The 15,549-nt window shown below is 66.8% G+C and carries 11 protein-coding genes; 6 read left to right on the top strand and 5 right to left on the bottom strand.

Going from position 1 to position 15,549, the window contains the following annotated elements; translation table 11 throughout:
• Positions 1-95 precede the first annotated feature (95 nt).
• From ACZY0B_RS02310 to ACZY0B_RS02300, 3 genes are all read left to right on the top strand, one after another.
• Positions 96-2,432, top strand: coding sequence for a hypothetical protein (locus tag ACZY0B_RS02310; RefSeq protein WP_463762318.1), 2,337 nt, complete (start codon positions 96-98; stop codon positions 2,430-2,432).
• A gap of 119 nt (positions 2,433-2,551) precedes the next feature.
• A complete protein-coding gene (locus ACZY0B_RS02305) occupies positions 2,552-4,069 on the top strand; it encodes a sensor domain-containing protein (protein WP_463762317.1) in 1,518 nt (505 codons plus the stop codon).
• 106 nt (positions 4,070-4,175) lie between these two features.
• A complete protein-coding gene (locus ACZY0B_RS02300) occupies positions 4,176-6,050 on the top strand; it encodes a serine/threonine-protein kinase PknH/PknJ (RefSeq protein ID WP_463762316.1) in 1,875 nt (624 codons plus the stop codon).
• 259 nt (positions 6,051-6,309) lie between these two features.
• Here the strand turns inward: ACZY0B_RS02300 and ACZY0B_RS02295 are convergent, their stop codons facing one another.
• Positions 6,310-7,170 carry an aminodeoxychorismate lyase gene (locus tag ACZY0B_RS02295; protein WP_463762383.1) on the bottom strand — a complete coding sequence of 287 codons (861 nt, stop codon included), beginning with the start codon at positions 7,168-7,170 and terminating at the stop codon, positions 6,310-6,312.
• A 68-nt stretch (positions 7,171-7,238) separates the two neighbouring features.
• Between ACZY0B_RS02295 and ygfZ the strand changes: the two genes are divergently transcribed.
• Both ygfZ and ACZY0B_RS02285 read left to right on the top strand, forming a co-directional pair.
• A complete protein-coding gene (gene ygfZ, locus ACZY0B_RS02290) occupies positions 7,239-8,333 on the top strand; it encodes a CAF17-like 4Fe-4S cluster assembly/insertion protein YgfZ (RefSeq protein WP_463762315.1) in 1,095 nt (364 codons plus the stop codon).
• A gap of 148 nt (positions 8,334-8,481) precedes the next feature.
• Entirely contained in the window at positions 8,482-8,661 is a 180-nt protein-coding gene (locus tag ACZY0B_RS02285; RefSeq protein ID WP_463762314.1) for a DUF3073 domain-containing protein, read from the top strand.
• Positions 8,662-8,724: 63 nt separating this feature from the next.
• Here ACZY0B_RS02285 and purM read toward each other — a convergent pair whose 3' ends face one another.
• From purM to ACZY0B_RS02270, 3 genes are all read right to left on the bottom strand, one after another.
• Entirely contained in the window at positions 8,725-9,819 is a 1,095-nt protein-coding gene (gene purM / locus ACZY0B_RS02280; RefSeq protein WP_463762313.1) for a phosphoribosylformylglycinamidine cyclo-ligase, read from the bottom strand.
• A 71-nt stretch (positions 9,820-9,890) separates the two neighbouring features.
• On the bottom strand, positions 9,891-11,417 hold the full coding sequence (gene purF / locus ACZY0B_RS02275; protein ID WP_463762311.1) for an amidophosphoribosyltransferase: 1,527 nt from the start codon (positions 11,415-11,417) through the stop codon (positions 9,891-9,893).
• Positions 11,418-11,553: 136 nt separating this feature from the next.
• Positions 11,554-11,943 (bottom strand): sterol carrier family protein, encoded by a 390-nt coding sequence (locus tag ACZY0B_RS02270; protein ID WP_463762310.1) that lies wholly within the window; start codon positions 11,941-11,943, stop codon positions 11,554-11,556.
• 19 nt (positions 11,944-11,962) lie between these two features.
• Between ACZY0B_RS02270 and ACZY0B_RS02265 the strand changes: the two genes are divergently transcribed.
• Entirely contained in the window at positions 11,963-13,168 is a 1,206-nt protein-coding gene (locus tag ACZY0B_RS02265) for an MCE family protein (RefSeq protein WP_463762309.1), read from the top strand.
• A 15-nt stretch (positions 13,169-13,183) separates the two neighbouring features.
• Here the strand turns inward: ACZY0B_RS02265 and purL are convergent, their stop codons facing one another.
• Positions 13,184-15,472, bottom strand: coding sequence for a phosphoribosylformylglycinamidine synthase subunit PurL (gene purL, locus ACZY0B_RS02260; protein ID WP_463762382.1), 2,289 nt, complete (start codon positions 15,470-15,472; stop codon positions 13,184-13,186).
• Positions 15,473-15,549 lie beyond the last annotated feature (77 nt).

Below are 15,549 nucleotides of genomic sequence, written 5' to 3'. Positions count from 1 at the left end.
TTCGGCGCTCGCACCAAACCATTGCCTTCGGCCGATCTTTCGCGTGTACTGTTCGACGTCCGAGCAGCCGATACCGCGCGAAGGGAGATCGGCGGATGCGTCCCACCAGGACCCCCCGGCCTGCCCTGCGATGGGCCGTAACGGCGGTCGGCCTGGTGCTCGTCGTTTATCTGGCGGTGCTGGCAGTGCGCCCTTCCATCGACGACTCGTTTCCAGCCTGGCTGGGGTGGTTCGGCCGGCCCGGATCGATGCCGACGCTGGCGATCGTGGTGACGGTGCTGATCGCGGTGTGCGTGGTGACCTTTCGGTCGAGCAGTGGCCACCGGGTGGTGGGAATGTCGTTCACCGTGATCGCCGTGCTCATCGGCATGAGCGCGGTGCTGGGACTCAGCTCCTATTGGGGTTGCCACGACGCCAACCATCCGGCCTTCTTCACGCCGCTGATGGCGACGGCCAGCCTGGTCAAGGGCGGCACCAGCGACTTCTCCGTGAGCGGGCACACCTGCCCGAACCCCACCCCGGTCGGCCTGGAACTGGCCCGGATCGCCGCACTGTCGGCGATCTTCACCGGACTGGGTGGCGTCGTGGTCGGCGTGTTTCGGGCCCAGGTGGACCGGGTGCGCGCCAATCTCGCCGAGTCCGTCACGGCCATCGTCGGCGTCGACAATGACACCCAATCGATGATCAGCGCCGTCGCGCGCACACTGGACCGCCGCAGCACACTGGTCGTGATCACCGGCGCCAGCGACGACCGCGTGCAGCGGGCCCGCCGGCAGGGCGCCCGGGTGGTGCTGGTGGACTTCAATACCCCGTCTACCCTGGTGTCACTTCGGTTGTGGCGCCACCTGTCTCGGCTCTACCTGATGGCGCCGGACCCGGCGATCAACCTGTTGTGGCTGGACCTGATCGGTCGTCGGCTCTCCGAGGTCGCCCACAAGCAGCGGTTGCCCCTGATCGTGCGCATGGACGATCCCTGGCTGGCCCAGGCGTGGCGTGCCCAGCAGTTCGGCGGGTCCGATACCCGGTGGGCGGCCGACGTCGTCGGCAAGTACGAGGTTACCGCGGGCCGGCTCCTCGACAGCATCATCGCAACGGGGCGGACAAAGCGTGTATTCGTCTGCGGCACTTCGCAATTGACTCTGGCACTGTGCGCCGACCTGACCCAGCGGGCCCTGGAACGCGAGTTCTACACTCCGCCCGGTGCGGTGGCGTTGCCTACGCTGACCCTCGTCGAACGAGACGCCGAAGAATACCTGCGCGATCACGAATTCCACCGTCAGCAAGCGGGATTCGCCTCGGAGGGGCCGACGATCGACGCGGTCGCCGAGGCGCCGACGATACCGACCATGCTGAAGCTGATCAGCGACACCGAGCCCGCAACCAGCGCGGTCGTCTTCGTGGACGCCCACGCCGGGACGACCGCCGCCAGGTTGGCCGCCCGGCACCCCGACATGCCTATCTTCGCTTCGGATCTCAACACCAGCATCAGCGACGACTCCATCCAGATCGTCGGCCGACTGCAGTCCTATTCGCTGGTGCTCGACACCCAGGAGGGTCAGGTTCAGGACGCGTGGGAGCGTGCGGCCCGGTTGATCCACCAGCGCTATGTCTCGACGATCGATCCGGAAGGCCCCAGGTCCGCGGCCGCGATGCCGTGGGCCGAGCTCAGCGAGTTCTACCGTGGCTCCAATCGGCGCCAGGTCCGCAACGCCTTGTGGATGGTGGAGCAGATCGCGGGACACACCTGGAATACGTGGGGCAGCGCGCCCGTCCAGCTGTCCGGTAGCGAAATGGCGGAATTGGCTCCGGCCGAACAGCTTGCGCTGATGGGCTTCGACCATGACTCGGCGCTGCGCATGGCCCGGGCAGAGCACGAAGACTGGTGCCGCTACTACCGCCACAACGGCTGGAAGTTCGGTTCGCCGCGGGACGACTCACGCAAGATTCACAACAAGCTCGTCGACTGGTCGGTGGTGGAAAACGACCCGGATCTGCTCAATGCCGCGGTGCGAAGTTTGGCGGGCACGCTGTGGAGCCTGCGCCAGCTGGGTTTCCGGTCGCGCCCGCTGTGGCAGTCCTACACGCGGGTGGGGACGGTCACCGCCGAACAACGAAGCGCGCCATGGACATGGACGTCGGACTCGGGGCACACGATGCGCGCCGACGCCGGCGACTGGGCGATCAACGAGGACGGAAAGGTGTGGTCGGTACGCGACGACATCTTCCGCGACACCTATGAGCCGGCGGGCGACGGGCAGTGGCAGCGCAAGGGGCGGGTGCAAGCTCGCCCGGCCTATCCGGGCGAGACGGTCGACACCTTGGAGGGCCCCACCACCGCCGCGGAAGGCGACTGGGTGGTACGAGGATCCAGCGGCGAGCAGTGGCCGGTTCCCGGTGATGAGTTCCCGCGGCGCTACGCCGAATTCCGCTGAAAATTTGCGCATCCTGAAGGGCCCCAACACTGATACGGTATCGGCGCACGTGGGTACGGGTCGCGCAGGCAGGCTTTCGCTCACAGTTGGTTCGCTCCGCTGCACCCTAGGAGACTGCGATGGCGCTGTTCATCAGCTACTCGAGCCAAGATCGGATGACGGTCGACGCCCTGACCACCGCCCTGCGGCGCGGACAGAATCAGGTGTGGTTCGACCAAGAGCTCGGCGGCGGCGACTCCTGGTGGGCCAAGATCCTCGAGCAGATCCGCGACTGCGAAGTGTTCGTCGTCGCGCTGTCGAGTAACTGGCTGCAATCCAAGCCGAGTCAGGCGGAGCTGCGCTACGCCCAGGCGTTGGGCCGTCCGATCCTTCCCGTTCGGATCGGTGAGGTCGACAGCATGCGCGTGAATCCCCTTGCCGCATTGCAGATCATCGACTACCGGGAACCGACGGTCGACGCCGGCATTCAGTTGGTCACCGCGGTGCACGGGCTCCGCAGCAAGCCGGTGCCGCTGCCCGACCCGCTGCCCGAAGAGCCGCCGGTGCCGTTCGGTTACATCACCCGGTTGGGGAACACTCTCGCCGAAAAAGAGCTCAGCCCGCAGCAGCAGCTCCAGCTCCTGGTCGAGCTGAGGTCCGGGTTCGACGAGGACGGTGACGATCCCAGCGCCCGCGGCGATATCGCGCAACTTCTGCGCATGCTGCGCCTGCGGCACGACGTCACGTACCGCACCCGAAGCGAAATCGACAACGTGCTGGCCGAAATCGAAGCCAAAGACGGTTCGCCGGGAGGCGCCGCTGCGGCCCAGGCTCCGGCGGCCGCGGGGTCGACCACCGCCACACAGCCCGGCGGCTCAACCGCGGCCACCGTACCGACCGAGCTGAGCGGCGGCGCGGCCAGCAGCGGCGGGTCCAACAAGCGGCTGATCGTCATCGGCGGTGCGGCAGTCGCGGTCATCGCAGCGATCGCGGTCGTCGTGCTGCTGACCACTCAGGGGTCGGGCCCGAAGAAGACTCCGGCCGGCGCGCGAACTGCCACGCCGGCTGCGGCCGCACCTGGCACCGGCGAGCAGCCGGCGCCCGCGCCAGGGCGGGGTCGCTTGGACAGCATTCTGCTCGGCGCGCCGCAGGTCGGCACCATCATGGGCACGCCAAGCATGGAGCTCGCCAACCAGACTGAGGACATCCGCGCAGACGTGAACCTGTCAAACATGAGGTGCGTTGGCGCCTTTGATGCCATACAAAGCACGGCCTATGCGAATAGCGGCTTTACCCGGGTGCTCGGCCAGGAGTTGAACTCGTCGGACAAGGCCTACCGGATCTATCAAGCAGCGGTGAGCTTTCCCAGCGCGGAAAAGGCAGGGGCCTTCGTGGCAGCGCAAGCGGAGAAGTGGCGTGCCTGCGACGGCGTAGAGGTGACGCTGACCACCCCGGGCGGGTCAGCTCACTGGACCTTTGGAAGCCTCGGCGGGGCCGCTCCAAGAATTACGACGATACGCACGCGGAAAGATGGAAATGCGTGCGAACGCGTCCTGAACGCGGTGTCCGACGTAGTCGTCGACATCCGCGCGTGCGGTCCGGGCGTCACTGGCCAAGGCGATCAGATCGCCGACGCGATAGCCGCCAACGTGAAGTGACTGTTCACGTCGTCCGCGCCGCATGATGCGCGCTTGTCGGGATCCCTGGGTGTGACGCCTTCGCCGGTCTTATCGTGTGTTGAACCGTGGCCGGCGGGAGGCTGATGTGGACGGGACGCCGTTTGGGCGCTACAGGTTGATCGAGTTGCTTGGCCGCGGTGGCATGGGCGAGGTGTGGCGAGCCTTCGACACCGAGACCGACCGGATCGTAGCCGTCAAACTCTTGCCTCCTCATTTGTCGGAGAACGATGAGTTTCATCGCCGTTTCCGCCGGGAAGCCCACGCGGCCGCCCGATTGAACAACCCGCACGTCATTCCAATCCACAACTACGGCGAAATCGACGGCCAGCTCTACGTCGATATGCGGCTGATCGAGGGCCGAGACCTGCACGCCGTGCTGGCCGACGGGCCGCTGGATCCCTCGCGTGTCGTGCTCATCATTGAACAGGTCGCAAACGCGTTGCATGCCGCCCACCAGATTGGTCTGCTACACCGCGACGTCAAACCGTCCAACATCTTGCTCGATGGTGACGACTTCGCCTACCTGATTGATTTCGGGATCGCCCGGTCCCTCGACGAAACGCGAATGACCAAGTCCAGCAACACGATCGGCACCCTGCAATACATTGCACCAGAGCGGCTAGGCGCCGGTACAGAAGAGGATGCCCGTGCCGACATCTACTCGTTGGCCTGCGTGCTGTACGAATGCCTGACCGGCAGCCCGCCTTTTGCCGCTGACTCGATTGGGCAGGTACTTGCCGCGCACCTGAACACACCGCCGCCTCAACCCTCGAAAACCCAACCGAACCTGCCCGCACAGCTCGACGAGGTCATCGCGCGCGGTATGGCCAAAGAGCCCGGCCAGCGGTATGCCACCACACTGGAGCTAGCCCAAGCTGCCCGCGACGCGATCACCGAGCCCATCGCGCGACCGACACCTGATCCGACACCGACCGAACCGGCTTTGGCGCGCGGGCACGACACAGCACCGGATCCCTCGCCCAACGCATCGGACTTGACCGCGACCCGACTCGATGCTGAATCGCTTGCCACCGTGGCGCAGTTCGGTACGCCCGCCGCGTCAGATCAGTCGACGCTCTCCGCGGCGGCACTGCCGGATGCGACGGCAGGCCCCGGCGCTGGGCCCCCGCCTGTCAACGGCCCCCAGCAATCCCCCTCGCACTCCGCCACGACAACCACTCCCCGCGGTCCGGGCAAGCAGGTGTCCTCCAGACGGTTCATCATCGTGGCCGGCACCGCCCTGGCGGTGGTCGTCGCGACTGGTGTCGCGGTCATCTTCGCCACCGAGAGTCCCGGCCCCACCAAAACGCCGGCCAGCACACGTACTCCTGAGCAGGTGGCGCCCAGTCAGGCGGCGGCGCCTGGTCAGGTGGTGCCCAATCAGGCGGCGCCCGGGCCTGCGCACACCGGGGGCCTGTACTCAGTTCTGCTGGGCGCGCCGCAGGTCGGCACCATCATGGGCACACCGGCTATGGAGATCGCCGACCAGACCCAGCAGACTCGCCCTGATCTGAACTTGTCTGACCTTGACTGCCTCGGCGCGTTCGACGCCCTGCAAAATACCGTGTACGCGGGCAGCGGTCTCACCGGAGTGCGTGGCCAGGAGTTGGATACGAGCGACACTGCATATCGGATCTACGAAGGCGCGGTGAGCTTTCCGACCCCGGATGCGGCGCGGGCCTTCGTGGCGGCTCAGGCGGACAAATGGCGGTCTTGCAACGGCCTGGCCGTGACGCTGACCGTATCTGCGGGCGAGATCGGTCACTGGACCTTCGGGAACCTGACTGGAGCCGCGCCCAAGATCGAGCAGCTACGCACGCGCAATGATGGGCGGTCGACCTGCCAGCGTGTGTTGAGCGCGGTATCCGACATAGTCGTCGACGTCCGGGCGTGCGCACCGAACATCGAGGGCCAGGGCGGACAGATCGCCGACCAGATGGCGGCAAACGTCAAGCAATAGCCCGGGTTTCGCCGAACTTGCATCCTGACATGGAGCGGCCCCCGAGCAAGGCTCCTGGTTGGACGGACCAGGAAGCTCGGGGGCCGGGTGGCTACGGGGAATTCGCCAGCGCGCGTAATCGCTAGCTCTTCCGAGCCATTGCAGCTAGCGCGTAGCCACCTCACACGTCCATGAAGCTATCAATTTCGCGGACCACCTCCTTCCCTGTGTACGGCCGACCGTACCCGCCGTTCCGCGAGCCGACAACACAATTCAGCGCTCAGCGATCGATGATGATGGCCGCGTCGACCAGCTCGGCGAACTCCTCGGTGATTGGCGATCGAAGTAGTCGGCGACCATCGAGCGTGTGCACACGGGCGGCCAAGGTCATGCTTGATACCAGCCAGATCCCTTGGGCAGCTTGCAAGTCCGCGACCCGCAGCGCGCGATAGTCGCAGTCGTAGCCTTTGCTCCGCGCCACCTCGAACAGGGCCTGCTGCGTGGTGCCGCGCAAAATCGGATACCAGGGCGGCGGCGTAAGCAGGCAGGGACCCGCGTCGGAATCGGTGGCGATCACCACCGTCGAGCGTGGGCCTTCCAGGACATAGCCGTCCGAGCTGACGAAGATGACGTCACCGGCGCCCTGTTGAGCGGCGTGCCGCAAAGCGGCCATATTCACTGCGTAGGACAGGGTTTTGGCGCCGGCCAGCAGCCACGGCATCTCACCGACACCGGTCGCGGGTAGCCCTCGGTCGAGCATGATCGCGGCAACCCCGTCGCGGCGAACCGCGGCCACCCTTTCGGGCACATCGCTGACCATCACATACGCGGTGGGTGCCGAACCGCTCTCGCGACCCCGGCTGTAGATCAACCGCAACGCGCCTTCGTCGGCGGACCCGGCGGTCCACTGCCGGGTGGCGAGGTCGATCGCGCGCCGCCAACCCGGCAGGTCCGGCGCGGGCAGATCCATGAATTTGGCCGACTGGGTCAGGCGCTGCAGGTGCGACTCGACCAGACAGGGCCCGCCATCGCGGACCAGCAGGGTCTCGAAGGCGCCGTCACCGCGTACCGCGGCGAGATCGTCGGCGTGCAGCAGCGGCGTACCGGGTGGATGTATTTCGCCGTCAAGAGTGACGATCACACCCGTCTGACCCGCCATGCCGAAAGAGCCTAGCCGGGCAGCCGCACTCGCCTCCGTAGAGTTGACCTGTGAACGCAGTACCCGCACCCGATTCCGGACCCGACGCCGGCGCGATCTGGCACTACGGCGATCCGCTGGGCGAGCAGCGCGCCGCCGAGACCGACGCGGTGCTCGTGGACCGCTCGCACCGCGCGGTCCTCACCCTGACCGGCGCGGACCGGCAAACCTGGCTACACAACATCTCGACCCAACACGTCAGCGAGCTCCCCGACGGGGCCAGCACGCAGAATCTCAGCCTGGACGGACAGGGCCGGGTCGAGGACCACTGGATGCAGACCGAGCTGGGCGGGGTCACCTACCTCGACACCGAACCGTGGCGCGGTGAACCGTTGCTGAGCTACCTGAGCAAGATGGTGTTCTGGTCCGACGTCACGCCGGCCGCCGCCGACACAGCGGTCTTGTCGCTGATCGGGCCGCGGTTGGCCGACCGGGCGGTGCTCGACGCGCTTGGCCTGGACGCCCTGCCCGACGAGCTGATCGCAATTCCGCTCGCCGGTGGTGGCTTTGTGCGGCGGATGCCCGCCCCTACCGCCGGTCAGATCGAACTGGAGCTGCTGGTGCCGCGCGGCCAGGTGGCGGACTGGCAAACCCGCTTCACGCAGGCGGGCGTGCGACCGTCCGGGGTGTGGACCTACGAAGCCCACCGGGTCGCGGCGGTGCGTGCGCGCCTCGGCGTCGACACCGACGAGCGCACGATTCCGCACGAGGTGCGCTGGATCGGTGGTCCCGGTGTCGGGGCCGTCCATCTGGACAAGGGCTGCTATCGCGGGCAAGAAACCGTCGCCCGGGTGCACAACCTAGGCAAACCGCCCCGGATGCTGGCGCTGTTGCACCTCGACGGCTCGGTGGACCGGCCGTCCACGGGTGACGCGGTGCTCGCCGGCGGGCGCGCCGTGGGACGCCTCGGCACCGTCGTCGACCATGTGGATCTGGGGCCGATCGCGCTCGCGTTGCTCAAGCGCGGGATACCGGCCGACACCGAATTGGCGACCGGCGCGGCGGCCTCGGTCGCGGCCGTCATCGACCCTGATTCCCTGCCGCCGACCGAGCAGATCGGCGCAGGGCGTCTGGCCGTCGAGCGGCTGCGGGGCGGTACGAGATAATGGCGGCGAAGTCCGCCACAGCGGGCGGGGGCCTTCCGACGCCTAGCCGCGAGGCACGGTAAACTGTCGGCAGGACGATAAATCACCAAGAGATCGGAGCCGCCTAACTTGTTAGGCCGCTCCGTTTATTGCGCGAGGGGGTTCCCCCATGGGCCGCGGCCGGGCTAAGGCAAAGCAGACCAAGGTTGCTCGAGAACTTAAATACAGCTCCCCGCAGACCGATTTTCAGCGGCTTCAGCAAGAGCTGTCCGGTACGGGTGAGGGCGAATCCGACGAGTTGGACGACGCCGACGGCCCATTGGACAACGAAGACGACTGGCGCCGCTAGAACTCGCTCTGTGCCGATGCCGCGTGCATCGGCACAATGTTGGCCCCAGTTAGACGCAGGCTTTTAAAATCTCGGGTGCTGTCCCACCAGTTTTGCCCGTGGACCTTCTTTTCCGCCTTTGCAGACGGTCCCGAGCACCCAGCAGCTCAGATGCCGTGCGGTCAATATCGCCAAGGCGCGGTCGGTGTCTTCGGGCGCGACGACGGCGATCATGCCGACGCCCATGTTGAAGGTCTTTTCCATCTCCTCGCGGGTCACCCGGCCGCGCTGGGCGATCATCGCGAACACCGGAGCGGGCGTCCAGGTGCCCCGGTCGAGCTCGGCGGTCAGCCCGTGCGGGATGACACGCTCCAAGTTGCCCGCCAGTCCGCCACCGGTGACGTGGCAGAAGGTGCTGACATGGGTTTCGGCCGCCAGCGCCAGGCAGTCTTTGGCGTAAATCAGGGTGGGCTCCAGCAACTCTTCGCCCAGGGTGCGACCGAACTCCTCCACATAGCCGGCCAAGTTCATCCGATCGATCTCGAGCAGCACCGTGCGGGCCAGCGAGTATCCGTTGGAGTGCAAGCCGGAGGACCCCATCCCGATGATGACGTCGCCGGGCTTGACCCGATCGGGTCCCAGCACGTTGTCGGCCTCCACCACGCCGACCCCGGTAGCCGAAATGTCGTAATGGTCGGGTTCCATCAGCCCGGGGTGTTCGGCGGTCTCGCCGCCCAGCAGCGCGCACCCCGCCCGCACGCATCCCTCGGCGATGCCGCCGACGATCGCGCTCAGTCGCTCCGGCACGGTTCGGCCGACCGCGATGTAGTCCTGCAGGAACAGCGGCTCGGCGCCGCAAACCACAAGGTCGTCGACCACCATCGCCACCAGGTCGAGGCCGACGGTGTCGTGCTTGTCCATCGCCTGCGCAACCGCCAGCTTGGTGCCGACGCCGTCGGTGGAGGCGGCAAGCACCGGTTCGCGGTAGTCGCCGCGCAACGCGAACAGTCCGGCGAATCCGCCCAGCCCGCCACGCACCTCGGCTCTGGTGGCTTTTGCCGCCAGTGGCTTGAACAGATCGACCGCGCGGTCACCGGCTTCAATATCCACCCCGGCCGACGCGTAGGTAATGCCCTGGCTGCCCGGTTCTTCTCCGGGGCTCTTTCCGGGATCGGTCATCGCGATAAAGGCTACCGGTAGGCGCTTCGCGCCGGTATCAAACGTCTTTGAAGCACCTGAAGTGGATTCCGTCAGCGGTCGACGGGAACTTCATCGGCCGCAAGATCGCCCAGCTCGACGCCGCGTGCCGCATTGGCGAGCATGTGCTCGATGACGTTCTTGCCCAGCGCGGTCTCGCTGGGCAGCTCGATCGGATACCTGCCGTCGAAGCAGGCGGAGCAAAGGCGCGTGGCCGGCTGCTCGGTCGCGGCGATCATGCTCCGCAACGAGATGTAGCCCAGGCTGTCGGCGCCGATGGCATGCCGTACCGCCTCGAGCATCTCGTCCTCGTCCTCGACGGCGTTGGCGATCAGTTCGGCCGGCGACGGGAAGTCGATGCCGTAGAAGCACGGCCACTTCACCGGTGGCGACGCAATCCGCACGTGCACCTCGACGGCGCCGGCCTCGCGCAGCATTCGCAGCAACGCGCGCTGAGTGTTACCCCGCACGATCGAGTCGTCGACGACGATGAGCCGCTTGCCGCGGATCACCTCTTTGAGCGGGTTCAACTTCAGCCGGATGCCCAACTGACGGATGGTCTGCGACGGCTGGATGAATGTTCGCCCGACGTAGGCGTTCTTCATCAGGCCCTGCCCGTAGGGAATGCCGGACTCCTGCGCGTATCCCACCGCGGCCGGGGTGCCCGATTCCGGCACGCCGATCACCAGGTCGGCGTCCACCGGGCATTCGCGGGCCAACCGTCGGCCGATCTCCACCCGGGCGCCGTGCACGGACCGACCGCCGATGGTGCTGTCCGGCCGGGCCAGGTAGACGTATTCGAAGACGCAACCCTTGGGTGTGGGGCTGGCAAAGCGGGTGGACCGCACGCCGTCCGCGTCGATCGCCAGCAATTCGCCCGGTTCGATGTCGCGGACAAACGAGGCACCGACGATGTCGAGCGCGGCAGTCTCGGAGGCCACCACCCAGCCGCGGTCCAGGCGGCCAAGCGAAAGCGGCCGCACCCCATGGGGATCGCGGCAGGCGTACAGCGTGTTCTCGTCCATCCAGACCAGACAGAAGGCCCCGCGCACGGTAGGCAGCAGTTCCAGCGCCGCCTGTTCCAGGGTGGAGTCGGCCGCGCCGTGGGCGAGCAGCGCGCCCAGGATGTCGGAGTCCGTCGTCGCCGGAGCCGGGCAACGCTTGGCGATCAGCCCCGCGTCGCGCGCGCGTGCGGCAAGTTCAGCGGTGTTGACCAGATTGCCGTTGTGCCCCAAGGCAACCCCGGTGCCGGCCGCGGTGTTGCGGAACACCGGCTGGGCGTTTTCCCAGGTGGTATCGCCCGTGGTCGAGTAGCGGCAGTGTCCGATGGCGACGTGGCCCTGCATGGCCGCCAGCGTCTGCTCGTCGAACACCTGGCTGACCAGGCCGAGGTCTTTGAAGACCAATACCTGAGATCCATCGGCGACGGCGATACCGGCGGCTTCTTGGCCGCGATGCTGCAGCGCGTAGAGGCCGTAGTAGGTGAGTTTGGCGACTTCCTCGCCCGGGGCCCAAACCCCGAATACACCGCACTCTTCGCGGGGCGAGTTCAGGTCCTGCTCGGATTCCTGGACGGTCACGGTGGGCGGCTCCCTAGCGAGGGGTAGTGACGCTACGGAGTTTACGGCCACGTAAGGTCCGCGCACGAATCTGTTGGGCGTGTTGAGCGCCGAAGTTCTCGGCGTGTCACCCTAAACCTGCAGTTCAGAGTTATATTCAGCCCACATCGAACAACGGCAGCCAGTGGTCAATTTCACCCGCTCGAGAGCCCGATAGCCTTAGCAATCCGTTCGCCTGTGCGTCGGCGAGCGTCAACATTCCGGTGGCCAGCAGCAGCCAGGTCCGCGGATCGGTCTCCACGACATTGGGCGGCGTACCGCGGGTATGCCGGGGCCCGGACACACACTGCACCGCGACGAACGGAGGGATGCGGACTTCGACGCTGGCACCGGGCGCCACCGCGGCCAGAGTGCGCGCGGTGAGCCGCACCGCGGTCGCCAGTGTGGTGCGGTCCGGTGCCTCACGGGTCTCGTCGCGCAGCCAGTCCGCAACGGCCGTCAGGACCTGACGCGTCTTGGCCGGATCGGCACTATCACGGGCGGCCATACCTTAGGGTCTCAGAATCATGGATCCGCGCCGCGGGCCACCGTACAAGACCGTCGGCCTCGTGACGATCGTGGTCATGGGGCTCCTCGGGTTGGTGCTGTACTCGCAGTTTCGTGGCGACCTCACGCCGAAAACGAAGTTGACCATGGTGGCTGCCCGGGCGGGTTTGGTGATGGATCCCGGCTCCAAGGTCACCTACAACGGTGTCGAGATCGGCCGGGTGTCCGGCATTTCCGAGATCACCCGGGACGGCAAGCCGGCCGCCCAAGTGGTGCTGGACGTAACGCCGAAGTACGTCAGCATGATTCCGGCCAATGTGGCGGCCGAAGTGAAGGCGACCACGGTGTTCGGCAATAAGTACGTTGCGTTGAGCTCTCCGAAACACCCTGCTAGGCAATCGATCACACCGTCCATCGTGATCGACGCGACGTCGGTGACGACGGAGTTCAACTCCCTGTTCGAGACGATTACCTCGATCGCCGAGAAGGTCGACCCTGTCAAGGTGAACCTGACGCTGTCCGCGGCGGCGCAGGCGCTGACCGGGTTAGGCGAGAAGTTCGGCGCTTCGCTGGTCAACGGCAACGCGATCCTCGACGACCTGAACCCACAAATGCCCCAGATCCACTTCGACATCGCGCGCCTGGCGGCGCTGGGCGACAGGTACGCCGACGCCGCGCCGGACTTGTTGAATGCGCTCGAGCACGCGGTGGCCACCGCGCGGACACTCAACCGCCAGCTTGGCGATCTGGATGCGGCGCTGCTGGCGGCGGCGGGGTTGGGCAACAGCGGCGCCGACGTGTTCAGCCGAAGCGGGCCGTACCTATCGCGCGGTGCGGCCGATCTCGTTCCCAGCGCTCAGCTGCTGGACGAGTACAGCCCCGAGATCTTTTGCACTATACGGAATTTCAACGATGTCGCGCCCAAGATCCACAACGCGCTCGGAGACAACGGCTATGCATTGGGGGCTCACTCGTCGGGTTCCATTGCGGGAGCGACTAATCCGTACATCTATCCGGAGAACCTGCCGCGGACCAACGCCAGGGGTGGACCAGGCGGGCGACCGGGATGCTGGCAATCGATTACCCGCGAGCTCTGGCCTGCTCCCTATCTCGTCATGGACACCGGCGCGAGCATGGCTCCCTACAACCACTTTGAGGTCGGTTCACCGCTTGTGGTGGATTACGTGTGGGGCCGCCAACTGGGCGACAACACCATCAACCCCTGAACAGCCCGGGCCCGATCAGACGGCCGCTGAACCGAAGAATCGCGGCAGCACCGCTTCGGACGTCGCGCGCAGTTCAGCCAGTGGCACCGTGAACAAGCCTTGAAATTCCACCGCGTCCGAGCCCTGGTCGACGACGCCGATGCGGGCGGCAGGAAGGCCCCGCGCCTCGCACATGGCACGGAACCGGCTCTCCTCGGTGCGTGGCACCGCCACGAGCACCCGGCCCGCCGACTCGGAGAACAGCGTCACGAACGGATCGGCGTCCTCGGGAAGCACTACGCGGCAGCCGGTTTCACCTGCCAGCGCCGATTCCACGATGGCCTGGGCGAGCCCGCCTTCGGACAGGTCGTGGGCAGCGGACACCAGCCCGTCGCGTGATGCCGCGCTCAGCACCTCTGCCAGCAGCTTCTCCCTGGCCAGGTCGACCGCGGGCGGCAGCCCGCCCAGATGGTCGCCGGTCACCTGAGCCCAGATGGAGCCGTCGAATTCGTCGCGGGTGTCGCCCAGCAGCAGCAGGGTCTCGCCCGGGTCGGTGCCCAGGGCGGTCGGGATGCGCCGATCGACGTCGTCGATCACGCCCAGCACTCCAACCACCGGGGTGGGCAGGATCGCAACCGATCCGGTTTGGTTGTAGAAGCTGACGTTGCCTCCGGTCACTGGAATCCCCAGGGCCACACAGCCATCGGCAAGTCCTCGGACCGCTTGAGCGAACTGCCACATCACCCCGGGATCCTCTGGCGACCCGAAGTTGAGGCAGTTGGTCACCGCGACCGGGACGGCACCGGTGGTGGCGACGTTGCGGTAGGCCTCGGCCAGCGCAAGCTGGGCGCCGGTGTAGGGATCCAACTTGGTGTAGCGGCCCGACGCGTCGGTCGACAGCGCGATGCCGCGGCCGGTGGACTCGTCGATGCGCAGCACACCACCGTCGGCGTGCTCGGCCAGTACGGTGTTGCCGCGCACATATCGGTCGTACTGTTCGGTGATGAAGGCACGGCTGCACAGATGCGGGCTGCCCAGCAGCGCAAGCAAAGTCGCACGCAGCTGTTCACCGGTAACCGGCCGGGGCAGGCTGCTGGACCGGTCGGCGTTCAGGACGTCCTGCGATTCGGGGCGAGCCACCGGGCGTTCGTACACCGGGCCTTGATGCGCCACGGTGCGCGGCGGCACGTCGACGACGGTCTCGCCGTGCCAGGTGATGCGCAACCGATCACCATCGGTGACCTCGCCGATGACCGTCGCCAGCACCTCCCACTTGCGGCACACCGCCAGGAAAGCCTCGACGTTCTCGGGAGCGACCACCGCGCACATCCGCTCCTGGGACTCGCTGGAGAGGATCTCGGCGGGGGTCATGTTGGCCGCCCGCAACGGGACCGTCTCCAGTTCAACGCGCATGCCGCCGTCGCCCGCAGATGCGAGTTCTGAAGTCGCACAAGACAATCCGGCACCACCTAGGTCCTGGATGCCGATCACCAACCCGGCCGCGTACAGCTCGAGGCAGCATTCGATGAGCACCTTCTCGGTGAACGGGTCGCCGACCTGCACCGAGGGCAGCTTCTTGCGGCCGGGGCCACCGCCCTCGTCGCCGCCAAAGGTCTCCGACGCCAGCACGGACACACCACCGATGCCGTCGAGGCCGGTGCGCGCACCGAACAGGATGATCTTGTTGCCGGTGCCCGAGGCGAAAGCCAGGTGCAGATCCTCCTTGCGCAGCACCCCCACACACAACGCGTTCACCAACGGGTTGCCCGCGTAGGACGCGTCGAAGACGGTCTCGCCACCGATGTTGGGTAGGCCGAGCGAGTTGCCGTAGCCGCCGATACCGCGGACCACGCCGTCGAGCACCCGGCGGGTGTCCGGCGCGTCGGCGGCACCGAATCGCAGCTGATCCATCACGGCGACGGGTCGTGCGCCCATGGCCATGATGTCGCGCACGATGCCGCCCACGCCGGTGGCCGCGCCCTGGTAGGGCTCGACATAGGACGGGTGGTTGTGCGACTCGACCTTGAACGTGACGGCCCAACCGTCACCGATGTCCACGACGCCCGCGTTCTCGCCGATGCCGGCCAGCATGGCCGCGCGCATCTTGTCGGTCGTGGTCTCGCCGAAGTAGCGCAGATGAACCTTCGACGACTTGTACGAGCAGTGCTCGCTCCACATCACCGAGTACATCGCCAGCTCGGTGTCGGTGGGCCTGCGGCCGAGAATCTCGCGAATCCGCTGGTACTCGTCGTCTTTAAGGCCCAACTCAGCGAAGGGCTGCGGCTGGTCGGGGGTGGTCGCCGCGAGTTCCACGGTATCCGCCACGTGGGTACGCGCGCCTGTTCCGGAGGCAGTCACGCAGACAGTCTAGGGCGACGTCGCACCCCGGCGGCCACACGAAA

This window comes from Mycobacterium sp. IDUB_19 (assembly GCF_055419445.1).
The sequence above is the reverse complement of the archived record's forward strand: the minus strand, read 5'-3'. Positions and strand labels throughout refer to the sequence as shown.